This window comes from Sphingobacterium sp. UME9 (assembly GCF_014170215.1).
Taxonomy (GTDB): Bacteria; Bacteroidota; Bacteroidia; order Sphingobacteriales; family Sphingobacteriaceae; genus Sphingobacterium; species Sphingobacterium paramultivorum.
The window spans coordinates 676,077-699,334 of record NZ_LZZP01000013.1; the positions used below are offsets into that span (position 1 = coordinate 676,077).

At 37.8% G+C, this 23,258-nt stretch carries 20 protein-coding genes; 10 read left to right on the plus strand and 10 right to left on the minus strand.

The window, feature by feature from the left end; all coding sequences use genetic code 11:
- Positions 1-17: 17 nt before the first annotated feature.
- The 5 genes from A9970_RS21965 to A9970_RS21985 form a co-directional block, all read right to left on the minus strand.
- Positions 18-2,441 (minus strand): TonB-dependent receptor, encoded by a 2,424-nt coding sequence (locus tag A9970_RS21965; RefSeq protein ID WP_182983701.1) that lies wholly within the window; start codon positions 2,439-2,441, stop codon positions 18-20.
- A 132-nt stretch (positions 2,442-2,573) separates the two neighbouring features.
- Positions 2,574-3,776: a hypothetical protein gene (locus A9970_RS21970; RefSeq protein WP_153846482.1), complete on the minus strand. Its 1,203-nt coding sequence runs from the start codon at positions 3,774-3,776 to the stop codon at positions 2,574-2,576.
- Positions 3,777-3,785: 9 nt separating this feature from the next.
- Complete coding sequence (locus A9970_RS21975) at positions 3,786-4,385, minus strand: hypothetical protein (RefSeq protein ID WP_153846481.1); 600 nt, start codon at positions 4,383-4,385, stop codon at positions 3,786-3,788.
- A gap of 21 nt (positions 4,386-4,406) precedes the next feature.
- Positions 4,407-4,970 (minus strand): RNA polymerase sigma-70 factor, encoded by a 564-nt coding sequence (locus A9970_RS21980; protein ID WP_228280135.1) that lies wholly within the window; start codon positions 4,968-4,970, stop codon positions 4,407-4,409.
- Positions 4,971-5,108: 138 nt separating this feature from the next.
- Positions 5,109-6,140 carry a fatty acid desaturase gene (locus A9970_RS21985; protein ID WP_153846506.1) on the minus strand — a complete coding sequence of 344 codons (1,032 nt, stop codon included), beginning with the start codon at positions 6,138-6,140 and terminating at the stop codon, positions 5,109-5,111.
- A gap of 416 nt (positions 6,141-6,556) precedes the next feature.
- On the opposite strand from A9970_RS21985, the gene A9970_RS21990 reads away from it, so the two are divergent.
- Together A9970_RS21990 and A9970_RS21995 are read left to right on the plus strand one after the other, a co-directional pair.
- Complete coding sequence (locus tag A9970_RS21990) at positions 6,557-6,985, plus strand: PepSY-like domain-containing protein (RefSeq protein WP_182983702.1); 429 nt, start codon at positions 6,557-6,559, stop codon at positions 6,983-6,985.
- A gap of 3 nt (positions 6,986-6,988) precedes the next feature.
- Positions 6,989-9,400: an outer membrane beta-barrel family protein gene (locus A9970_RS21995; RefSeq protein WP_182983703.1), complete on the plus strand. Its 2,412-nt coding sequence runs from the start codon at positions 6,989-6,991 to the stop codon at positions 9,398-9,400.
- Between the two features lie 149 nt (positions 9,401-9,549).
- Here A9970_RS21995 and A9970_RS22000 read toward each other — a convergent pair whose 3' ends face one another.
- Positions 9,550-10,956 carry a hypothetical protein gene (locus A9970_RS22000; protein ID WP_182983704.1) on the minus strand — a complete coding sequence of 469 codons (1,407 nt, stop codon included), beginning with the start codon at positions 10,954-10,956 and terminating at the stop codon, positions 9,550-9,552.
- A 125-nt stretch (positions 10,957-11,081) separates the two neighbouring features.
- On the opposite strand from A9970_RS22000, the gene A9970_RS22005 reads away from it, so the two are divergent.
- The 5 genes from A9970_RS22005 (at position 11,082) to A9970_RS22025 (ending at position 15,719) form a co-directional block, all read left to right on the plus strand.
- Positions 11,082-12,380, plus strand: coding sequence for a hypothetical protein (locus A9970_RS22005; RefSeq protein WP_182983705.1), 1,299 nt, complete (start codon positions 11,082-11,084; stop codon positions 12,378-12,380).
- Between the two features lie 19 nt (positions 12,381-12,399).
- Positions 12,400-13,497, plus strand: a complete 1,098-nt coding sequence (locus A9970_RS22010) for an AhpC/TSA family protein (RefSeq protein ID WP_182983706.1) — start codon at positions 12,400-12,402, stop codon at positions 13,495-13,497.
- Positions 13,498-13,683: 186 nt separating this feature from the next.
- The gene (locus A9970_RS22015) at positions 13,684-14,379 is read left to right on the plus strand and encodes a VIT family protein (RefSeq protein WP_182983707.1); all 696 of its coding nucleotides are present in this window, start codon (positions 13,684-13,686) and stop codon (positions 14,377-14,379) included.
- 36 nt (positions 14,380-14,415) lie between these two features.
- Positions 14,416-15,072: a CPBP family intramembrane glutamic endopeptidase gene (locus A9970_RS22020; protein ID WP_182983708.1), complete on the plus strand. Its 657-nt coding sequence runs from the start codon at positions 14,416-14,418 to the stop codon at positions 15,070-15,072.
- A 215-nt stretch (positions 15,073-15,287) separates the two neighbouring features.
- On the plus strand, positions 15,288-15,719 hold the full coding sequence (locus A9970_RS22025; protein ID WP_182983709.1) for a hypothetical protein: 432 nt from the start codon (positions 15,288-15,290) through the stop codon (positions 15,717-15,719).
- A 29-nt stretch (positions 15,720-15,748) separates the two neighbouring features.
- On the opposite strand, the gene A9970_RS22030 is transcribed toward A9970_RS22025, so the two are convergent.
- Positions 15,749-16,597 carry an NAD(P)-dependent oxidoreductase gene (locus A9970_RS22030; RefSeq protein WP_182983710.1) on the minus strand — a complete coding sequence of 283 codons (849 nt, stop codon included), beginning with the start codon at positions 16,595-16,597 and terminating at the stop codon, positions 15,749-15,751.
- A gap of 336 nt (positions 16,598-16,933) precedes the next feature.
- Here A9970_RS22030 and A9970_RS22035 point away from each other — a divergent pair, with 336 nt between their 5' ends.
- On the plus strand, positions 16,934-18,145 hold the full coding sequence (locus A9970_RS22035; protein WP_182983711.1) for an enolase C-terminal domain-like protein: 1,212 nt from the start codon (positions 16,934-16,936) through the stop codon (positions 18,143-18,145).
- A 210-nt stretch (positions 18,146-18,355) separates the two neighbouring features.
- Complete coding sequence (locus tag A9970_RS22040; RefSeq protein ID WP_182983712.1) at positions 18,356-18,739, plus strand: YidH family protein; 384 nt, start codon at positions 18,356-18,358, stop codon at positions 18,737-18,739.
- Positions 18,740-18,837: 98 nt separating this feature from the next.
- On the opposite strand, the gene A9970_RS22045 is transcribed toward A9970_RS22040, so the two are convergent.
- A complete protein-coding gene (locus tag A9970_RS22045; protein ID WP_182983713.1) occupies positions 18,838-20,019 on the minus strand; it encodes an MFS transporter in 1,182 nt (393 codons plus the stop codon).
- 248 nt (positions 20,020-20,267) lie between these two features.
- On the opposite strand from A9970_RS22045, the gene A9970_RS22050 reads away from it, so the two are divergent.
- Positions 20,268-21,197: a ketopantoate reductase family protein gene (locus A9970_RS22050; RefSeq protein ID WP_182983714.1), complete on the plus strand. Its 930-nt coding sequence runs from the start codon at positions 20,268-20,270 to the stop codon at positions 21,195-21,197.
- A 105-nt stretch (positions 21,198-21,302) separates the two neighbouring features.
- Here the strand turns inward: A9970_RS22050 and A9970_RS22055 are convergent, their stop codons facing one another.
- Together A9970_RS22055 and A9970_RS22060 are read right to left on the minus strand one after the other, a co-directional pair.
- Entirely contained in the window at positions 21,303-22,352 is a 1,050-nt protein-coding gene (locus A9970_RS22055) for a DKNYY domain-containing protein (RefSeq protein WP_182983715.1), read from the minus strand.
- A 104-nt stretch (positions 22,353-22,456) separates the two neighbouring features.
- Positions 22,457-22,831: a nuclear transport factor 2 family protein gene (locus A9970_RS22060; RefSeq protein ID WP_182983716.1), complete on the minus strand. Its 375-nt coding sequence runs from the start codon at positions 22,829-22,831 to the stop codon at positions 22,457-22,459.
- Positions 22,832-23,258 lie beyond the last annotated feature (427 nt).

Below are 23,258 nucleotides of genomic sequence, written 5' to 3' on the forward strand. Positions count from 1 at the left end.
ATATATTTATTTGTTTTTTACATAATGGATAATCTCAGCTTGACGTAGAATGCACGTCCAGGTCGTTGCAGTCGAAAATTGTCGTATGCTCGTTCATCTGTTAGATTTCTAGCCTCAAAGGATATATTGTATTTGTTGCGGTCCCAAGCGTAACTAAGTACCGCAGAATGGATATTTTGGGAAGGGATGAGATCTTTAGATTCAAGTGATCCCAAGTACGATTCTGTCAGATAAAACCAGTGCGTGTATTGATATAAGTAGGAGAGTTGCACTCTGCTTCCTTGCTGAAACCAGTTATTCTGGATCAGGCTTATATCAGCGTTTCCATAGATCCAAGGGCGATTAATGAGTTGTTTGCCATAAGTGAGGCTAATTTGTTTATTGTCTGAATCGTCTGTGTATTTTTTGTTGTAAGTAGCTTTATCGTAAGAACCATTTAGGGTAACTGCTAAAAGATCTTTAAAGCCATATTTGACTTCGGCCTCAAAGCCGTAGAGCTTTACTCCAGGTTCGTTATAGCTTTGAAAATAGGCATTTCCATTCTGCATGACCGCACGGCTGGTTATATAGTTATCTGCCAAGCGATAGAAACCTGTTAAATCGACATTCAGAAAGTGATTATGGTTAATATACGTATTGTAGTAAAACCCAGTGTTGATATTGTCACTCCGTTCGGGCTTTAAATCCCAGTTGGATGTTGTATTGATACCGTCACCATAAAGAGCCGTCATAGAAGGTAAGTTGTATGCTCTTTCATAAGATAGTTTCCAACCGCCATCCTTGGTTATCCTATACCGTGAGGCTAAACTCATGCTATAGTAATTCCCTTGCTTTTTTTGACTGATTATCCCACCGCTGATCAAATTGTTGTTTGCATCAAAGGTGCGTTCGTCAATATCTTTTGAGGCATTCATGCGGTAATATTTTACTGCTAAAACATTTGATAGGCGCTTGTCAAACCATTGGTTTTGCCATGACAAACCCAAAATATGTCGGCCCAAGTAGGATGGCAAACCTGACCGGTCATAATTGCCGATCAGTTCATATTGTTTCTGATCGTTGCTATTGAAATTGTAGTTGAAGTTTAAACTCTGATTACGCGCTTCATCAAAGTCATAGTTTAGATTTACGCGCGCGAGATAATTTGACAAATTATACTTTGTATCTTTTTGGGGATTCGGGGTTGCGGCATTGTAATTCGAGATCCAGTTTCCAGACCAATCGTAATTGTACATAGCTGTATCCCGCACGTAGCGGGTATCGTAGCTATAGCTTGTAAAAATATCTGCGTATAGGCGATTGATAAGAAAATTGCTTTTTTTGTAGCTCAGGGTTGGCATCAGGTATTTGCTTTCAGACCATGCTCCGCCAAACACTTTGCTAAGTGAGGCCCCAAGCTGGTTTTCTTTGTGATTTTGTGAATAGGTCAGACCTGCATAGAACTGATCAGCCCAGGATACATCGCGAAAACCGACCTCCAATTGTCCCATGGCTGAAGTGTAAGCATCGTTAAAACGCTTGGCTTTGGGGATGGTGACATACTTGTTGTCGACGGTGTTCTCGATAAGAACGTTGTACTTTTCGTTGGTATACATGTTATAATCATTGTCGGAATGATTGTAAAATGCATTCATCCGGAAGGATAGTTTGTTTTTGGGATTGGTAAATGTACCCACGACGGCCGCCTGATGTGTATTGAATGAGCCGTAGGAATAACTCAGATCCAGATAAGGTCTTGCTCGACGCTTTGTAATAATATTGACAGCACCTCCGAGCGCATCGGAACCCAAAAAAGCAGGAACAACACCTTTATAAACTTCGACGCGATCAATCAGATTGACAGGAATATTATTTAAGGACATCGATGACCCAAAGTTTTCCATGGGAACACCATCAATGTAGATCTTTGCATCGAGCCCGTTGATACGGAATACAAAGTTGGAGCCCAATCCACCATCTTCACGAATAGTAACTCCTGTGGCACGCTTTAAAACCTGTGTTAAATTGGCAGCTTCGTTGGCATGTTTATTCATGTCAATGACACTGACATTAAAGCCCGATCGTTTTATTTCGGCGACTTTTTGTTCATTTTCGGTTTTCCTATGCGCTGTTACGGTTACCTCGTCGATATAATTGCGATCCTCGATAAGTTGAAAGTCCTGAATATTTTTCCCGTTTAGAGGTCGCTCTTCGTAGTTATATCCCACCGCAGTGACACGTATGATGGCCTTGTTTGGGATATTCGTATGTAGCTTATAATATCCGTCTACATCGGATGATGTACCATTGACCTGATCTTTTAGAAGTATTGTTGCACCTGGGATTGGTCTTCCAAAATTATCTTTGACAAAACCTGAAATAACGTTCTTTTGGGAGGTCTGGGCCTGTGTAAATACGGTAAAAATTAATAAGAGTACAAAAGTAGATGTTGACTTCAACATTTTTATTTAGATTAAGTATATACAAGAAGGTTGCCTATACCGATCGCTTACCGAATGTTGATTTCAGCTATTTTTTTAAAAAATATGCAAATAGTTGATTATGAGCTTTGTTTTTTTTGAAGAAACTATGGATTATTTTTTCAAATAATCCATACGTACAATAAAGTTTGTACTATTGGGGAGTTGGATCCCCTTGGAGATTTCTTTTGTCTGCAAATTATACTTCCATACACGATGCTCATCATTTGCATCATCTATCGCTATATAAACATCCTTTTTGTCACTCCAGACATTCTCTTTTTGGGTACCTTTATCCAATGGGAGCGGAATTCTTTCGATGGAACCAGATTTTAAATCCACCAGTCTATATTCGAACTGATAAACTGCGTGATAATTGGAAAAATCGGTGTATAAATTCTTCTGTTCATTGCGAACAATCGCCTTTCCGTTGCCCACATACCAGATTCCATAGGCATGATTACCAATTGACTTGGAAACATTGATCATAAAGTGCTGATCGACGAGCTGCTGCCCTTTCTTCTTTCTAAAAATTGCTGTTGGAAGCTTTAAATTATTGCCCAGTGCTATGCCAGGATTGGTCATAAAATAATAGTCCCCTAATTCGTCTTTAAAACTATAGGATTGTATGATGTTGAAGCCACCGGGATAGGTCGAACGAGTTTCTTTCTGAATTTGTTGCAGTGTAAAGCTAGGATAATTTATTGTGGCGTAATAGGTCGTATCAGATGTGGTATGTCCATATTTCCCGTGTGATTTGAAGAAGGAATAGGCCAGCCAAAGGTTATTGTTTTCAATATCAACAAGTCCGAGGTGTAGTGCGTTATATTCTTTTGTTGCAAAGGGAAGTGTGATGGTATCTTCCTTAATAATTTTCATCTCTGCAACATTAATCTGATAGAGTCGGGCCTGCGCTTTTTTTGCAATAAGATCCTCTCGGCATAGCGCAATTAAATTGTTGTCATCTTTCCAGGTGATGGTTTCAAAGTCGCGATTTTTTAATTGTATACTGTCAATAAGGACCAAGGACGCCCCCTGTAATCGGTGTTTCGTAAATACACTGGTTTGGCTTGACAACCGATAAAAGAAGCCATTTTTATAGATATATTCCCGTTCCTGAATTCGTGAGCTGGACAAAGGAATTTGTAGCGTAGGTTGTCGGGTGTCCTCCAAACTTTCGGAGAAAAACAAACTGGTTGGGCTTTCATCTTTGTTAAACAAGCAAAAAACAAAATCAGGATCTATGTTTTTTTTGGAAATTTGTTGACAGGAAAAAATAAAAGTTGCAAGGAAAGACAACAATACTAATCGCTTCATGTTTGTCTATTAAATGCTTTGAAATTGTTCTCTAATTTTAATCTGCATATTGGACGGGAGGAATGCCAAATCGCTTTTTTGAAAAGCAACGATTTTACCAAAATCCGGAGAATCGGAAACAAAGTATTCTCGCCCAGCCTTAAATACAAGAATATTATGGTTACTATCCACAAGCTCAAAGTCCCGTTTGGGCGTGATCATAAAGTCTCCGCTGAAGGTTAGTTTTTTATTAACCAGATCAATATTGGCCGTGCTATTTTTACTTAACTGTAAATCATAATGATCTTCGGTAAAGAGCCTGCTATTCTCAATCGATGTATTGGTAAAGGTATGATTATCCAGAGCAGGGGGAGATAGATAGAAAACAGAAAAACCGATTACAAGAACTGCGGCGGCGGCAGTAATTTTGGCCCAATGGAATTTTCTATATTGATATACATCGGCATTAATTTTATTCCACATGTCAGATCCAACTAGTTCATCGACATGGTTATTTTCCGCAATACTATCCCATGAATTATTATCCAACCATTTTTCAACCGCATGCTTTTCAGCTTCAGAGCATTCACCTGAAGCATATTTTTTAAGTATTTCTTGGTTGATTTCCATCTTTTGATAATCCACGTATATTCAAAAGTACAAAAAAGTAATTAATAGGAATCTCGCAATATTGATATTGCAATACTTTTTAAGTCTTATTTTGATAACTGACAATGCTTTACTGATATGATATTCAACTGCTCGCTCTGAAATAAGTAGATTTGTTGCAATCTCTTTGTTCGTTAACCCTTCGTCGCGACTCAGTTTATAGACATTTTTGCATTGTTTGGGCAAAGAATCAACAGCTTGATCCAAGTGATTTTTGAGTTCTTTGTAATAAATATAATTGTCTTCGTAAGATGCTGCTTTGCTATTTAAGATCAGCTCATGATGTCTCTCTTTATTTCCTTTATTCCGGAGAAATTCTAGTGATTTTAATTTAACCGAACGCAATAGATAACGCTCCGCATCCTGAAGTTCTAGCTGATATCTTCTTTCCCACAGAGATTTGAAGACATCTTGAACAATTTCTTTTGCATCATCTTCATTTTCTACACTTTTAAGCGCAAATGAAAACATTCTCTTCCAATACAGTTGAAAGAACTCTTCAAATTGTTGTTTGTTGATCTCTATTTTACGTACGGAGGTTTTCAAAGCACCCAAATATACACTCTATTTAGACTTGTTCCAAATAAAATGCGGTAATCTAATATCGCGCTACGTTGACTTAGTTGTTCCTGTGCTATATAGCTGAAGCCGGTAACAGGTTAAAATTATAATAAGAGAGATTGATTATTCCTTAGATTTTAGGTAGGGGATACGATATTGTTCGTCAAATCTTTTCTTGTCATCACGATAACTACTGACTGCGCCGAGTTTATGCATCATTTTGATATAACACCAAGCGAGATCAATCTGATAAGGTTTAAAACCACTCCGCGCACTCTTAGGATATAAATGATGGTTGTTGTGCCATTCACCTGCTACAATGCCGGGCCATAACTGATTTATCGATTTGTCTTTCTCATTGAAATCAATACCTTCACGTTGCTTGTCTTCACCTTTTGCATGGCCTTCATAGTTGAATGTCCGTACACCGATTGCCCAGAAACCGGCCGCACCAAAGAGTGTACAGGCAAGTGCGTGGCCACCGATCAAATAGAAAATGGCATACCAAAAAGCCCAGTTTAGTATCCAGGATCCAATAGCATGAGAAGGATTTACGTACGACCCCCATTTTCGATATTGTGCATAACTATTGGCGGTTACACCTGTATGTCGCATCAGTAATTTGACACGGTTATATGAATTTTCCGTAAGGTCCTTAGCAATAGGCTGATGATTTACATCGGCTAAAAAACAGTATAGAAAACCAGCCTGTGCATTATAAGGATCACCAGGGGTGTCAGATTTTGCGTGATGAACATGATGTGAAATCACATATATTTCTTCTGGAATTACATTAATAGTCAGATTCTGTGTGAAAAAACGCCAGAATCCGTTCCGGAATTTAAATGCGCCGTGTGTTGCAAATCGATGGTGCCATATCGTACCATGAGTCCCCATAACGATCATACTGTAGACAAATGCTGCCAAGACAGTCCACCAACTGAAGTGGTACACCAAAAAGATGATAAAAAAGGGGATGAGGCAAGCTACTTTTAGCCAGCTAAAAAAGGGTAACCAATTTCTTTTATCTTTAAAAATATTGAGGCGTTTGAAGAATTCGCTGAAAATTTCTTTTTTGCTTGGCTTTACGAGGTTTCCATCGTTGTCTTTCCATCCGTAGGTAGGAACTTGCAGAACATGGTCTAAAAAGGGCATTTGTGGTTGATGTAAATTATAATTTTTGCTAAAGTTACCATATTACATGGTTAAAAAGTGTTAATACGAAAAGTTTAACATATTCTTAAGATGTCTCAGGCTATTCTAGAAAAATAAAATACTGTAAGGAAACCGAATCCCATAGTCGACAAGTTTAATCTTATATTGTTTTCGATATTCACTCATACAATCGACGCTGTTTCCTCGGAATTTAATCGCTATTTATTCGCTTCCAACCGAAGAAGCACCGAAGAAGTTCCGAAGAAGTTCCGAACAAGCACCGAATAAGTACCGAGTAATCTCCGAAGATGATAGCTATTCATTAGCTCCACAATTTCCATTGTCCTGGTTGGTATTGAGTTCTAAATTTCTTCTAAATTGTTTTTGAATTTTATGGAATCATTAATAAAAAGAACATGAAAAGATTAATTTTTATTTTGGCCCTGATGGTAAGCGTATCATTGGCCAAAGCTCAAGAAGTCTCGGAAAAGAAAGTTCCATCAGTAATTAAGCTGGCGTTTCAACAGAAATACCCGAATGTAAAGTCTGTAAAATGGGAAAAAGAAAAGGGAAATTATGAAGCTGGATTTAAGGATGGGAAAATTAATAATTCCGTTCTTATAAATGCCGCAGGACATATCATTGAAACCGAGGTTGGAATTCCTGCCGGAGAGCTTCCTGCAGACGCTAAAGCTTATGTAATCAAAAACTATCCACATAAAAATATCAAAGAAGCAGCTAAAATTACTGATGCTAGAAATAATGTTAGCTATGAGGCTGAAGTCGATGGTAGGGACTTAATTTTTGATGATAAGGGTAAATTTCTAAAGGAGGTTAGGGATTAGATTATGGTTCAATTACGGTTATTTTTTATTTTTATTTTAGTCATAGTTTCTTCGGTTGTTTCTGCACAGGTATCGTCTGTTACACTTTCAGGTATTATAAAAAATAAGACGGATAAATTGGCTATTCAATACGTTAATGTTGTGGTCAAATCTGATAAAGACGGCGCTTTTATCGCCGGAACGATGACAAACGATGAAGGCCGGTTTACCATTTCCAAAATTAAGCCAGGAAATTACCAATTAAACATTTCATTTACAGGGTTTGAGGATAAGAAGCAATCCCTATTTGTTGGTAGTCTTTCGGAGTTTTTGGATATCCCAACGATCGAGTTGGAGGAGCGTTCCATCGCATTAGAAGGGGTTACCGTGACTGCTCAGGCAGGTCATGTAAGTAATAAACTGGATAAGAAAATCTATTCCGTTGCCGATAATATAAGTCAGACCGGCGGTTCTGTTTTGCAGACTATGCAAAATTTGCCCGGAATTACAGTTCAGGATGGCAAAGTTCAACTGAGAGGCAATGACAAAGTCACCGTGCTGATTGATGGAAAACAAACCGCCTTGACAGGTTTTGGTAGCCAATCTGGGTTGGATAATATTCCGTCATCAGCGATAGATAAAATAGAGATCATCAATAATCCTTCTTCGAAGTATGATGCCAACGGAAATGCAGGTATTATTAATATCATTATGAAGAAAAGTAATCAAAATGGATTTAATGGTAAAGTAGGTTTCAGTTCCGGATTGGGCTCATTATGGATACGGAAGGAAAATCTACCAACCATAAGACCACAATATACTTTAACACCTAAAATCAATCCCAGTGTATCATTAAATTACAGAAAAGATAAGGTCAATATTTTCATACAGGCCGATAATCTCTATACACAGACACTGAACAAGAATGAATTTGTAACTCGTAAATATGAAGATGGTACAATTATTAACTCACAGCTGAAACGAAATCGGAATACGAATTTTCTAACGACGAAAGCGGGGATAGATTGGCATATTGACGAACAGAATAATCTGACTATTTCGGGGATGTATGGAAGTGAGAAGATTATTGACCGGGGCGATCAACCTTTTTTCAATGCTGATATTTCAACACGCTTGCGTCTTTGGCAATTTTTGGAAGATGAATTGAAGACAACAGCCATGGCGACCACTTCTTATCAGCACAAATTTAAAGATGCTGGGCATTTGCTCAATGTTGGTTTTAATTATACATTTCATCGAGAAGACGAAAAGTACTTCTATGACAATTATCTACCTTCTTCGAAGGGAACAGACTCTTTTAAGCTGCTATCTGACGAACAGGTTTATGATGTTAATGTAGATTATATCAAACCGCTGAAATATGGACGTATTGAAACCGGAATAAAGGTGAGAAACCGGAATATTCCAACTAATATGGAGTTTAAACCGGGCGCCAACTCGGTTCTTGATATGGATGCTGGCGGCTGGGCAAATTACAAGGAACTAATACCAGCAGTGTATGGGAATTATGTCTTCGAAAATGAGAAATGGGAGGCTGAATTAGGCTTGCGTCTAGAATATGTGAAAATTCAATATGATGTAAATCCAAATCATAACACCTATAAAAGCGATGGGTACAATTATACGCAACCCTTTCCCAATGTGAGATTGGCCTACAAACTTAACGACAATAACAAGCTTTCGGCTTTTTATAATCGGCGGGTGGACCGACCTAATGAAGTTGACATTCGTATTTTTCCAAAGTATGATGATGCTGAAATTATCAAGGTTGGAAATCCAGGCTTGCGTCCTCAGTTCACCAATTCTGTCGAACTGGGATATAAGAACACCTGGAGCAAGGGTTACTTTTACGCCGCAATGTATCACCGTTTCGCTGATGGAACTATTACACGGATATCGAGTACTGTTCCGGACAGTAAATTAATTTATGCTGTATTCCAAAATGCAGGAAAGAGCTTCAATACGGGGATTGAAACAATCTTGAATCAAAAAGTATCTTCAAATTACTCCTTTAATATTAATGGTAATCTCTATCGAAACCAAATCAATGCCTTTACAGTAGAAAATCTTTATCCCGAACCCAATACTTTTTCAGCAGATAGGCAGACTGCACTTTCAGGTAACTTGAAGTTTAACAATATGTTTCGTTTTGCAAAAGGATGGGATGGGCAGATTACAGCAATCTATTTGGCACCGGATATTATACCGCAGGGAAAAATCCAATCGAGGTTTTCAATAGATGCAGGACTAAAAAAATCCGTTCAAAAAGGAAAAGGCGAGCTTTTCTTTAATGCTACGGATTTATTAAATACGATGGTTATTAAGCGAAAAATAGATGGTATTGGTTTTAATTATACAAGCCATGATTATTACGAAACGCAGGTGCTGAGACTAGGATATAATTATAAATTTTAAAGAGCGTAACGTTCTGAAAGAAAAACACAAACACGGGTGCGAAAGTTGCCGCGAGATAGATGATAGGAGAATCAAGCAGCTCAGTCCTAATTGAAATTGGACTGAGCGGTTGAGGCAAGGTGTATACTGTTCTATGAAGTGATTTTATTTTATCGTTTTCTAATAAATCTCATCTCAAATCCATTCTCTTTTCTCACCACCTGTTGAAAGTCGGGCGTAAATTGCAATTCTATGCCGAGCCCCATTTTAAATAGGTTATTTCCGAGATAATCGAGTGCTACATTTTCTTGATTAGGGGCCTCTACACTTAACATACCATCCTTTTCTACAAAGGTTAGCTTAAATGTGGGAGCTGTCTCATCCGCATAGGTACCCAAATAGCTATCGATATGTTCGATGGAATGTTTTCTTTCCTGATATGGTTCTATAGCGGTAATATTTTCCATATTTTCCAAACGGGCCATTAATCCCCAGCCATAAAAATCATTGGATACTCCTACGAGTAATTGGTTTTTACCTTTTTTAAGCTTTAATCGAGCATTTCCATTCTGTACAGATATTCTTCCGTCAGGATATTTTTTCATATTCTGACGGAAGATATTTTTGTCAGTGTAGGTGATCTGATCATTTAGATAAAGCCATATTTCATCCGAGAATCCGAGCTGGAGATTGACGAAAGTAGGCTCTTTCACGGTAATAACGGCTTTTAGCCAAACTATCCTTCGTTTTTCTGCAGCACCAAAGCGTCTTGTCAGGTTTATCAATCCATATCGCTCAGCGGCTATTTTTTCTGTAAAGGCTTCGTCTTTAGGTAGGTCACGAAAAGCAGTTGGCTCCCTTCCTTCCTCCAAAGTCGTGGGCTGGGTTATAGACCAATTTCGGATATAATTTGCTTCATGGCGGGTCAGGTCTACACCTTCAGCCTGTGGTAATTCTTCCGTTTCGTTGGGTGTGATCTCGATATTGCTGATGTAGGAGTCGCCGTCAAATGCAATGTTTCCGCTATGTTCGCGCCCCTCAAGTTTTGGTACTGTCAATCTGAGGCTATTGTTGACAAAAACCTGCATTTGCATTCCCGAAATGACGAGTTTAATATGATTCCATTCATCTGCTTTGGCTGTTGCAGAAGCCTGATATTGGGGATACATGTCCCACATGTTGACACCGTGTAAGATGGGACAGTACTGAATACCTTCATTGGCAAAAGGGTCGGTCATTTTAGGTACTCGCAGATAGACAATCTCCTGTTCTCTTTCATCTTTTCGATGGAAATAAATGGCGCTTGCAAATTCTGTTTTCGCAGGTATCACATCATACTCGATGGTTCCATCTTTGAAAATTAAGTCTTTAATCATTACCGGACCAGATGCTGGAGCGATTTTTATTGCTCTACGGCCCTTAAAATTCAGAAAATCGACTTTTCCATTCTGAAAGACCCATTTTTCTGCGCTTAGTGTAATGTTTGTGCCTGCTGATGTCTTAATTTTCTTTTCTTGAGCGTCACTTTGGAATAAAGCGACCAATATTAAGACTAGTATCAAGAATGTTTTTTTCATGTTAATAAAGTTTTTGATAAATTTAGCGTGTAGGCATTATTTTAACGCGTTCAACCTTGCATCAAGTTTATTCAAGTTTGTTCAAGATGATTGTTTGTTTTTAAAATTCTGATATGTAATAAATTATGATTAAGTCGAGCCATCCTGAATTATTTCAGCATCTTAAGAATTCCATTGAAAATAAACTTGAATGGGGTGAAACTTCCAATTGGAGTACCGCCGATTTTGAAAAACTTTCGGAAAAGATTCAGGAAAAAACGGGGGTTATACTTAGCATTTCTACATTGAAGCGGATTTTTGGTAGGATTGATTACCAAAGTAAACCTGCCCTGACGACATTAAATACATTGGCACAGTATCTTGGTTATGAAGACTGGCGGGCTTTCCGAAATGCTTATGTACAGAAAGAGATATCGCAGAATCAGGTATTTAGTAAATCCACTTTTGAGCCACAAGTGAGCGTACAAAAAAAGTATGGTTCTGTATTTATTATAGGTATTTCATCTGTCATTGTCCTTGTCGTGGTCCTACTTTTTGGGAATAGGTTTGTCCAAAAAAAGAAGCATTTTGATGGTAGCGCTTTCCACTTTTCGTCCAAGACAATGCTGACACAGGGGTTACCCAATTCAGTTGTATTTGATTATGATGCTTCGGCAGCAAGTGAAGACGATTCGGTATTCATTGCACAAAGCTGGGACACTAGCCGCAAGACGCAGGTGGATAGAAACGACAAACATCACTCCGCTATTTATTACTATCCAGGTTACTTCAGGGCCAAGCTGATTATTGGGGACAAAATTGTTCGAGAACATGATATACAGATTAAAACAGATGGCTGGTTAGGATTGGTAGAAGCAGCGTGGGGAAAAGAACCGTTATATTTCAAAAAAACTGAAATCACATTGCCACATGAAATTGCCGTTACGCAGGAGCTGCTGAAAAGTTATAAGGTCGATCTCCTCCCTGAAGCTCCACCGGTTAGATTTTACAATCAAAAGAATATGACAGGAGTTATGACCAATAATTTTAGTTTTGAAACAGACATAAAAACAGGGATAGTCAATAGTGGCAATATTTGCCAACGTGTGGAAGTACTCTTACAGTCTAAAAACGATATATTTATTATACCTTTAGTAAATACAGCCTGTATCGGTGACATAGCCCTCACAGCTGGTGGTTTTTATACGGATAGTAAACAAGATGACCTCAGTGGATTTGGTTGTGATCTTTCCGAATGGACTAAGCTTAAAATAGTCTGTAAAAATCAGCAGATTAGATTTTGGATTAATGATAAACATGTATATGCAACTACGATTAAAAATGCACCAACTGAAATAGTCGGTCTTCAATATCGTTTTAAGGGGGCGGGTTTTGTTAGAAATACTCGTTTAAGTGGATCGGAGATGAAGGATATTATTTTTTGATAAGGAAACTAATACGCATATGATGATAGGAAAAAAAATATTTCTTTTTTTATTTTTCTTACCTCTTGCTTGCCTAGCTCAGCAAAAAAAAGGAAAGCTTTTCGAAATTCAATTTGATCTTTCAGGATTTTCTAATGGTTCAAAGTTTGAACTGAGCAGTTTTCAGAATGACAGTCAGTCTTATTCAGGTGTGCTTAAGGATGGAAAATGTACGATAAAAGGAACTTTACTGGAACCAACCTTATATATACTTACTGCAAAACCCAATTTGAGGACCGTGATCTGGATAGAGCCTGCACGGATGAAGATTTTGGGCGATAGCCTGAATTTTTCAAATATCGAAGTGCTGAATTCTAGATCACAAGCTGAGGCCATTCCGATCAATAAACAGCTGGATCCCATGTGGAAAAAAGCCGCTGCACTTGATAAGGAGATAGAAGTTGAAACTGATTCAGTCAAACAGACCGAGTTGAGAATTGCATCGGATCACTATTATTGGTCCATAAGACAATTAAGAATCGATAATATTTTTAATAAAAAACCTTCTTATCCGCTTATGCAGGAACTCTATTTCCTAAGAACATCATTAACAAGAGATTCCTTACAGTTAGCTTATGGTAGATTTCCGGAGAATATTAAAAATAGTAGGACTGGACGCTTTTTAAATGAATTTATTCAAGCAAAAGAACTTAGAAAGGGGGACCTGGCACCATCCTTTATTGCACAAGACCTTAATAATAATGATCTAAAACTAGTTGATTTTAGAGGAAAGATTGTTGTGCTCGATTTTTGGGCTGCCTGGTGTGTTCCATGCAGACAAAGTAACAAAAAGCTACCGATGCTGTATGCTAAATATAAAAAACTAGGATTAGAGATTATATCCTTTAATCTAGATACGAATAGGGAGATCTGGAAAAAAGCTGCCGTTGAAGATAACATATCCTGGATTAATGTTGGCGATCAGCAAGCACTACACAGTAAAACGGCCATCACCTATCGGGTACAGGGTTTACCAAAAGTTTATATCATTGACCGAAATGGGATTATCCTTGAAACTGGAGGATCTGGAGTTGACCTTGAACGTGTGTTAAAAGACAACCTAGTACCTTCTCTTTAAGCTCCTGAGTAGAATAAAGTTTGCGAAATGTTGAAAGGTAATGGTTAAAAAGGATAACCACAATCGTGAAAAAATCAGGATGGTACTGTAGGTAATTTGATAGGTTGTTGACTTACAGTGATATCAGTGGGGCTTTAAATAAATATAATTGCTAAATTTAAGTATCTTTCACAAACACATACTGATATGCACCATCCATTAGAAAAACACTATGTCAACCGGGTTGGGTGGCTTCGCGCTGCTGTGTTAGGTGCCAACGATGGCTTATTATCGACGACGAGTATTGTGATTGGAGTTGCAGCGGCAAGCCCTGAACGCAATACCATTGTCTTGGCAGCGTTAGCGGGCATGATTGCGGGAGCAATGTCTATGGCAGCAGGAGAATATGTTTCCGTAAGCTCACAGGAAGATACCGAAAAGGCCGATCTGCTACGTGAGAAAAAGGAACTTGAAGAAATGCCTGAAATCGAGCTACAGGAGTTAGCCAAAGTTTATGAAAGAAGAGGCGTCAGTCAAGAAACCGCCTTACAGGTTGCACGTGAACTAACTGCACATGATGCATTGGGCGCCCATGCACATGACGAATTGGGTATAAATGAGATTACACAAGCTAAACCTTTACAAGCTGCACTGGCATCTCTAGGCTCATTTGCCCTTGGAGCGCTACTTCCATTTATGGTTTCATTGCTTGCACCAATTAAGCAGATGGTCTATCTGCAGTATGGTTTTACGATTATTTTTTTAATGGTTCTCGGTGCGATTGCGGCCAAGACTGGAGGCTCGAGTGTAGGAATTGCAATAGGCAGAATATGTTTCTGGGGAACAATAGCAATGGGAGTGACTGCGTTAATAGGACACTTCTTTGGTGTTACAGTTGCTTAAATTTTTGAAAATAATACGCACTTCATAACTGAAGCTATGAAAAGGAAAGCATTTTCAATAATTCAGGATATCGGGTTCATCCTATTTCTTGTCGTATTTCCGCATGCTGTGCCATTACCTTTTTATTCCTATGCAGTGATTTGTTTTCTAGCAATTTTTCTTGTTTTAAGAAGAAAAGGCAGGACATTGAGGGATTTGGGATTAGATAAGAAAAACCTTTCTTCGCGTGCTATTCTTTTAGGAATTCTCTCTGCATTAGCCTGGGTAATATTTATGCAGATAATATATATTCCAGTTATCAAACATCTATTTAATGTTCCGGATTATACGGAGTATAATTTTATCAGGAGTAGTATAGAAAGATTGATCATGACAATTTTTGCAGCTTGGATTATTGGTGGATTTTATGAGGAAGTTGTGTTTCGGGGCTATATCCAGAATATACTCGAAAAAAGATTGTTTAAGGGAATGGGACATTGGTTGCCTATGGTGATAACCAGTATTCTTTTCGGTCTCTATCATCTGCAGCAAGATATATTTGCTGTTATTGCTGCTTGTTTGGGAGGATTGTACTGGAGTATTTTATATAAAAAAGGGAATAATAATCTTTGGGTTTCAATCATTTCACATGCGCTATTCGATATGATTACCCTTATCCTAATCTATACTGGGAAATTTGGAAATCTTATATAGATTTTGTTGTTTTTTGAGACTTGTTTCAAATGCTTTGTAAGCTCAGACAAGAATCTGACGATAGAAAAACAGCCGACTAAATATGGCAAAAGTATTACCCTTATTTATTGATAGTGGACGAATATTAAGGAGATCAAAGCGATAATTATATTATGTGGGAGATTCCTTTTGCTTTTAACTATTTTGGTGTATTAAATCAAATTTTTATCATTAGTATGAAAATCAATCTATCACAGCGTACACTCATTTTTTATGGTGTCTTGGCACCCTTTATTATTTTCGGATCAATCTATAATCTTTTGGGAATTATCTCAGGTACAAGTACGGTTATTTCTTTTGGGGCCTTTGCTCTCTTTGGATTTGTTCTTTTACCCGCCTTACTTGTTTCCACCTATCGGCAAAACCGCTGTACGCTATTCAGTGACGGGATAAGCATTGGAAAAAAAGAATATGTTTTCGATAGTTACGCAGTTTCTATTGTTGAAAAGTATCTACCGCTAAAGGAAAGGCCACTTTTTTCATTATTTAGAACACAATATGCTAATTTAATTATTCGGGAAAAATCAAGTGGACAAATCGTGCTCAATAAAGATTTAGATATTTCCTTGCAAGCAATAAATAAAATGAAGGCATTTTTATCGGTGTAGATCAATAACTAATGTGCCGTCTTGCTGTTTTATGGAAGTTGATTGAGAAGAAATTCGAAAGTATACTGCGGAGTGTAACCAAGTAATTGCATTGCTTTATCACTTCGGTAGACTCTATCTATTGATGTTGGAAAGCTCCAGCCTCTCTGTCGGTATATTTCAACGGCATTTGGGATACGCTTAGCGATGATATGGGAAGGGTTAGATTTTAGTTCAATTAAATCCTCAATTTCAAAAGGCGAACCGCTAGAAACATTAAAAATCTGAAACGACGTAAAGTTGGTCTCAACACCTAGTCGAAGAGCCTCAGCTCCATCTCTTTCATCTAATCCCCGATACAAACGATGATTTAGCATAAGGTTATCGGGCTCTGGAAGAAATCGGCCAACGCGATAGACGCTGGTCATTAGCTGTTCTTTTTCGAAAAAGTCTCTACAGAGCTCTTCACAAGCCTGTTTGGTAATGTCATAAATATCACGGGGTTGGGCTATAAGTTCCTCTGTAACCCACACCGCTTTTTCCGCATCAACAAGTGCATTGCCATATATGGAGGTTGTAGAGGTAAAAAGAAAACGCTTTATTCCGTTCTTTACACAGGCATTTAATAGATTTAATGTTCCTGTTATATTGGTATCTATAAAACTTTGCCGCCTATAATTCAAATCCATATGTCTACCATGCAGCGCTGCAGTATGGATAATGGCTTCATAACCACTTGTGAATTCAATAACTGCCTCAGTTCGCTGCACATCTAAAAAATAATCAGTGGTATCGCTTTCTAATAAATCAACTCCCGTAACATCGTGTCCGGCCCGACGTAGATTCCGAACTGTTACACTTCCTAATTTTCCCGAAGATCCTGTTACCAATATGCGCATGTATACAAAATAAAGGAAAATTTAAGACATGGGTATTTATATGCAATTTTTTTCTGCGGTATTGTTATGAGGTAATAAGGCCGCTCGAAGCAGTAAAGATAGTCATACGGTAATTGTACACGACAGAGACATTTATGAAAAAAATGATACAAATTGTACAGGAATTGATACGCCCTGTCAATAAATACAAACGCGTATGCAGTATCTTTCATATGGATATTTATAAACTAATTATAAAGCTTTGGCTACGTGGGTAGTTATGCCTACGCTGGTGTAAAGGAAAAAACTAGAAACAAGTCTATCCTGACGGTTTCGGATAATCGAAATAGATCAACTATGAAAAGAAGAACATTTATTCAGGCCCTGAATTTTGGCATTGCCTCAGCTACGTTGTATAAAGGTTACGCAAATGAAATTTTATTTTCCTCTGATGCTGAACCAGCAAACAAGGTACTGCCCTATCACAAGATAAAAGATATCAGATTTTCTACCGTAAAGATGAATTATCCGAGGCTTGTGGGGAAAAATGCCCGTCTCGACCTACATGGTTATGGACCTGATGTGGAAATATGTGTTATAAGGACAGATCAGGGAGCAATGGGCTGGGCCTCACTCCGTGGCTCAAGACGTGAAGCTGAAAAAATTTCGGGAGAATTGATAGGCAAGAAAATGTCAGATCTTTTTTCTCCCAAAGTCGGTACACTGCTGCAGACACATATTCCCTTTGATATGGCTCTTCATGATCTCGCAGGAGTCATTTTAAATAAACCTGTTTATGAAATACTTGGTCGAAAAGATCCGATCATAACAGATTATTATAGTGGTATGATCTATTTCGATGACTTAGAACCAGCGGATAGGCCATCAGGAATTGACCGTATTCTTGAGGAATGCCAATATGATTATGGAGTGGGGTACAGGCAATTTAAGTTAAAAATTGGAAGGGGGCATAAATGGATGCCTTTTTCCAAAGGACTTCAACGGGATATTGAGGTTACAAAAGCAGTGGCAGACGCATTTCCTGACTGCAGAATTTTAGTTGATGGAAATAACGGTTTTACATCAGACCAATTTATTCAGTATTTAAAAGGTATCCCAATGGTAAATCTCTTTTGGATAGAAGAACCTTTTCATGAAACGGTGATGGATTATCAAAAGCTTAGCGGCTTTTTAAAATCGGAAGGCATAAATACTTTGCTGGCGGATGGCGAAGCAGATCCTGATCAGAACTTGCTGAGAACCTTATTTGAAAAGAAACTGCTGGATGTTCACCTTACGGATATTGAAGGCCTTGGATTTACGAATTGGAGGAATTTAATGCCAAAGTTAATACAACTTGGAGCGCAAGCATCTCCCCATGCCTGGGGATCGCTTCTCAAGAGCTTCTATACAGCGCATTTAGCCGGAGGGCTCGGAAATACCGTAACCATTGAAGGAGTTACAAGTACTTCTGATGATGTGGATTTGTCGGGATATCTCGTCAAAAATGGGAAACTTATTCCTTCCTCATCTGCAGGGTTCGGTATCCCATTGCTAAAAAAGATTTGAAAGAAAGAAGCTTTGAATTTATTTTTCAAACCTTTCAAAGTTTTGCAACGTTCATAGAGGAGCGAACAATGGAATTTCTTATTCTTAACATCTTTACTAACCCGTGAAATAAATGTGCTGAAGCATATTCACGGCGATAAAGTATTGTTTAGGGCTATGAAATACTTTTTAAAATTCCTTTAATTTTTTGTTGATCAAAATTTATTTCAAATGTCTAATAATACTGTGCCACAGAAGATAAATGACCATCTTGCGAATGAACGAACTTTCCTTGCTTGGATCCGGACAAGCCTGGGCATTATGGGCTTCGGTTTTGTGGTTGTTAAGTTTTCACTATTTATTCGTCAGATTGAGCTCATTTTAAAAAAAGATGTAGTTGCAGGCTCCCAGCATGAACATTCTGGTGTTGTTGGTGTTTCTATTGTGGTTATTGGTGCATTGACGGTTATTGTCGCCTTTTTTAAATATCGTAAAACAAACAAACAAATTGAAGAGGAGAACTTCGCTCAAACTTCAAATAGCATTACAATTGTGGCCATATTGATTTTTGTTATAGGTATTATTTTGAGCTGGTATCTTGTCGACGGTCTTTAAGGAGATGCATTAGATCCAGTTCGCGCTGGAATGATTATCCAGGCTAACTAGATCTAAATTGTCGTGCATTGGCTTACTTACAATATTGACAAAATTTATTATTGCTGTGTACACTGTACCACGGTGATTTGATTTGTTGTGCCACGTTTTTCTAAAAACTGTCGTAGGGCGATCATCAGAAAGGCGAGAAAACCAAAACCCATCGTAAGCCAGGGCGAAAATTCTACACCTTTCGAAACGATAATCCAGCCACCTACGGTAGTCCCCAAAGTTACCCCGAGATTGCCAAATGAAGTCGCTAGACTATTGGCAAATTCTAGCGCCTCAGGAGCGGAAGAAATCATATAGGTAGATGCGTTTAAGAAGCTAGGAGAATAAAGAAATCCCCATAAGGCAATCGTACAGACCGTAGCGAACATATTGCCATCTGAAAAATACAGTAATAAAGGAATAATAAGTGTACCCGATAAGAAAAATGCTGTGGTAAACGTAATATTTCGGTTGAGCATTTTCCCTGCCACCCAGTTTGCGATGACTCCAATAATACCAAATACAAATAGCATATAACTAACCATGGTACTGTCCATATTCTTTGCTTTGTTTAAATATTCGGCGAAGTAACTATAGGTAGAAAACCAAGCTGATACCATAAAGAAATTCATTGCGGTACTGACCATAAAAATGGGTTTGGTTAATATTTTCATCTGACTGCCGTAGGATTTTTTTTCTTTTACAGGCAAAGGAGGAATGGCAAAATAGATTGCCAGCAGTGCTATAATACTGACAATAGCCTGTATCGTGAAAGAATATGTCCAGGAGTAGAGACTGGCAATGTAGGTAGCGAAGGGAACTGTTGTAACCATGGCGATTGCAACACCGCTAAAAACAATGCTCATAAGTTCATTTTCGTTTTGCTTCCCCCCTTTTAAAATGGCGACAGATAATGCTGTCGCAATATAGACAGGTTGGAGAAAGGCGGGAAGAATTCTTACAATAAGTAATAACCAAAAAGGAGGAGATAATGAAGAGACAATAGCCGTGATTAAGAAAATAGCGATGGCAGTTAACATGACTTTCTTGCGGTCGAATCCCGAAGCCAACAATGTCATAAATGGCCCAGTTATGGCAATGATCAAGGCAAAAGCACTTAATAAATAACCTGCTTTGTCGATACTGATATGATAATGATCGGCTATTTGGGGCAAGATGCCAATAATGCCAAACTCGGTTGTGATTACTGCGAGAAAACCCAAAGCTCCGATGTATGCGTATTTTTTCATAAATAAAAACCTATTGTACATGATTAATTATACGAGCAAATGTAAAGGCAAATACTTGCTTCTGGGTGTAAAGCGGCTATTTGTGTGTTACTAACAAATTTGTAAGTAATGGTAAAAGAAAAGTTGTTCCTGAATAGTTGATCTCCGCCTGACATTGATAAGTTGTGTGTTGTCAAAAGTTCCTTTATATTCACTTTAGATTTATTTAAGGGTTGAATACAGATAAGGAATACGAAATAAAAAAACTAATGGAACAGCATATATTAATTGTGGGCCTGGGGGGAGTGGGCGGATATTTTGGCGGTATGTTAGCGCGCAAGTATGAAAACACTGATATTCATGTCAATTTTTTGGCGCGAGGTAACCATCTTGAGGAGATTAACCAACATGGTTTAAAGCTGTTATTAGAAAAGGGAAGTTTTACAGCGAAGCCCTATAAGGCTTCCAGTGAGGCTGAAAACTTCACAAAAATGGATTACATTTTTCTTTGTACTAAATCTTATGATCTTGAAGATACTATGGCCTTATTAGGACCGTGTGTGAGCGCAGATACAGTATTCATACCCTTACAGAATGGAGTGGACAGTAAAGAACGTATCAACAGATATTATCCGAATAATTTGGTTGTGGATGGTTGCGCCTATATTGTGTCCCGGTTAAAGGCTGCCGGAGTAATTGAAGTGACAGGAAAATGGGGTACAATGAGTTTCGGATTGAATGGAGAACATGATGAAAGACTGGATAGGTTATATCATCTTGTGCAACAGGCTGATATCCATGTGAATTATTCCGGTGAAATTGAGAAAATAATATGGGACAAATTTATTTTTATTTCCGCTATGGCCACAGCTACTTCTTATTTTGATTGTTCTATTGGTCAGATAATGGAAGATCCAAAGAAGAAAGTTGCGGCTATTAAACTTATTCAGGAGGTTACAACATTAGCTCAGGAAAAAGGAATTGTTATTGCTGATCATATTGTACATAGGACCTTGGACAAAATGGAACAAATGCCTTACGATGCGACTTCATCCATGCATACGGATTATCTTAATAAACGACCGAAAACAGAGTTGGCATCTTTGACAGCTTACGTTATTCGTGAATCTAAAAAATATAATCTCGAGACACCTGAATATCAGCGAATGTTTGATGTATTGCGCGTAAAATCTGACTAGTTGTATTAAAATAGTTTGCGAGGTGGAAATTTAAATCGATCAGTTCCCCTTGACGAGCTTTTTTTGAATACAAAAAGTAGGTTTTAGCAGTCAAAAGAATGCTGATTAGATTTTATTTCCTGTAAGGCCGCTGAATTTATTGCCCCGATTGTCTTTATAAAAATCACCGTCCTTCTTAAAACTATTTGCATCTACTCCTTCAAGCAGCTGTTTTTGATAAAAGACATTTTTTGCATCTTTTCCGAAATCGTGACCTAAAGGTATAAACGTTTTAATATCGGCATCTGGAATTATTTCCTGATTATAATACACATTATTCTTGTCTTTTGAATAGGAGTTGCTTCCATACACATCATTCTTTTCATCAATCGGGAATAACGCAAAGGAAGGAGCATCTACCTGTTCATATCTGAAGCTTTTTCCCCTGAATAGGATTGTTTTGTTGTCAACACTAATATGATCCTGATCAAGTACACGAATTTTATCAATGGTCTTAAAAGACCTCGTTATTACATCTGATCCCTGCTGAAATGGTGGGTAATAAATAGTATTGCCAATTCTCATGTAATATTTGTTTATGGCTTCAATGTTTCCGGAGTTAGCAACAACTGCTTTAAAGGTACCTATATTCGGAGAGACATAAACTGAATCTTTATCCATTAAAAAATAGTCATTGACGAACGAAAAGGTTTTCCGATCTGCCTTTATCATGTCATTACTGTAGAAGTAATGGTCCTTGTCGCGTGCCCAGTTTATATGATCCTTTACGAGCTCATATGTTTTTGGATCTGCTCCCTGGATGATATTAAAGCCTAGGGCCTGATCGATATAATAGACATGAAAACGATCTTTTGGAATCTGATTATCGACGTAAAAGGAATTCTTATCCACAAGTTTTTGAGTCGTGCCACGAAAATATACCGCATTTTTGTCTTTAGCTATATCTTCTGACAACACTTCAAATGATTTTGCATCAGCCTGCATTTGTGAAATGCCCAAGCTAAACCAATTTCCATTCTGACAATAAGCTATCTGCCCTTTTGAATCGATGAAGTAAGAACCAGATTTTTGTTTATCAATCGGTTTGCCAATATTTCGACAAGAAATAAAAAAGCAAAGTAAAATACAAGCCAGAAAAAAAGTATATTTTTTCATTTTTGCCTTGCATATAATCCTAGATTTATTATTTATTATACCCATCTATATAAATTTACAACGACAAAATTAGAAAACCGAATTTTCAGTTTTCCGTTCCCTTATTAAGGCAATTGCATAAAACTGGCACCAATGACTTTTAGCGTGTTGTCAATGCGTTTCCATACCCTAAAATATCTAAATTTTCCTTCTAATGGTGTTCCCATTACCTTGCCTTTTGCCGTCATCGTAGTAACGGAAAGCGCGGTATCCCCAATTATTCTGATCTCATTAATTTCTGTTGAAGCATTTTCAATAATCATAGCCTTTGATCGGTGTGCATTTAGATCCATTTCTTTCGTTAACATTTGACCATCAGGTGCTACAGCAACAAGGTCGTCATATAGGAGGAGATTAAGACCGTCTACATTACTGGCGAGCTGCGCCAAGAAAAGTTGGTTCTCTGCTTCTGCAATTTCTTTTTTCGTGATTTTATCCATATCCCTATCAGATTGTTATTTTTTTTTTGTGTGCTTATTACTTTAAAAATAGTAAATCATTGTCGTTCTGTTTCGGTTTTAATTTTTTTGAGACACCTGCTAGCAGAACAGTAAATTTAATTACCGTAAAAAATCGAGCTAGTTCACGACTATTTCTTCTGATTTACTATTTCTTTTTGCTAAAAAAGCTTTTGAATCACACTATTTTTACTAGTCCTCACGCTATCAAAAAAGAAACAACATCCTGATAATAGACGCAATATGACAGGAACAGTTACGAGCTCGAGTCGAATGATTTTAGAGGATATAGTTGTAGTTGTTTAGCTACAAGAGTGATAGGTTATGGCATTATTTCTGTCTTCGAAATTTTGAGAAAATGGGAGAGTGCTATTGAAGTAAGGACCGAAAATATTTTAATTAACGATGT

Coding starts and splice junctions, on each gene's coding strand:
- A9970_RS21985 (WP_153846506.1), bottom strand. CDS start 6,140: ATGCCCTTTTTAGACCATGTTCTGCAAGTTCCTACCTACGGATGGAAA.
- A9970_RS22020 (WP_182983708.1), top strand. CDS start 14,416: ATGAAAAGGAAAGCATTTTCAATAATTCAGGATATCGGGTTCATCCTA.
- A9970_RS22005 (WP_182983705.1), top strand. CDS start 11,082: ATGATTAAGTCGAGCCATCCTGAATTATTTCAGCATCTTAAGAATTCC.
- A9970_RS22060 (WP_182983716.1), bottom strand. CDS start 22,831: ATGGATAAAATCACGAAAAAAGAAATTGCAGAAGCAGAGAACCAACTT.
- A9970_RS22030 (WP_182983710.1), bottom strand. CDS start 16,597: ATGCGCATATTGGTAACAGGATCTTCGGGAAAATTAGGAAGTGTAACA.
- A9970_RS22045 (WP_182983713.1), bottom strand. CDS start 20,019: ATGAAAAAATACGCATACATCGGAGCTTTGGGTTTTCTCGCAGTAATC.
- A9970_RS22025 (WP_182983709.1), top strand. CDS start 15,288: ATGAAAATCAATCTATCACAGCGTACACTCATTTTTTATGGTGTCTTG.
- A9970_RS22050 (WP_182983714.1), top strand. CDS start 20,268: ATGGAACAGCATATATTAATTGTGGGCCTGGGGGGAGTGGGCGGATAT.
- A9970_RS21975 (WP_153846481.1), bottom strand. CDS start 4,385: ATGGAAATCAACCAAGAAATACTTAAAAAATATGCTTCAGGTGAATGC.
- A9970_RS21995 (WP_182983703.1), top strand. CDS start 6,989: ATGGTTCAATTACGGTTATTTTTTATTTTTATTTTAGTCATAGTTTCT.
- A9970_RS22015 (WP_182983707.1), top strand. CDS start 13,684: ATGCACCATCCATTAGAAAAACACTATGTCAACCGGGTTGGGTGGCTT.
- A9970_RS21965 (WP_182983701.1), bottom strand. CDS start 2,441: ATGTTGAAGTCAACATCTACTTTTGTACTCTTATTAATTTTTACCGTA.
- A9970_RS22035 (WP_182983711.1), top strand. CDS start 16,934: ATGAAAAGAAGAACATTTATTCAGGCCCTGAATTTTGGCATTGCCTCA.
- A9970_RS22000 (WP_182983704.1), bottom strand. CDS start 10,956: ATGAAAAAAACATTCTTGATACTAGTCTTAATATTGGTCGCTTTATTC.
- A9970_RS21990 (WP_182983702.1), top strand. CDS start 6,557: ATGAAAAGATTAATTTTTATTTTGGCCCTGATGGTAAGCGTATCATTG.
- A9970_RS22040 (WP_182983712.1), top strand. CDS start 18,356: ATGTCTAATAATACTGTGCCACAGAAGATAAATGACCATCTTGCGAAT.
- A9970_RS22010 (WP_182983706.1), top strand. CDS start 12,400: ATGATGATAGGAAAAAAAATATTTCTTTTTTTATTTTTCTTACCTCTT.
- A9970_RS22055 (WP_182983715.1), bottom strand. CDS start 22,352: ATGAAAAAATATACTTTTTTTCTGGCTTGTATTTTACTTTGCTTTTTT.
- A9970_RS21970 (WP_153846482.1), bottom strand. CDS start 3,776: ATGAAGCGATTAGTATTGTTGTCTTTCCTTGCAACTTTTATTTTTTCC.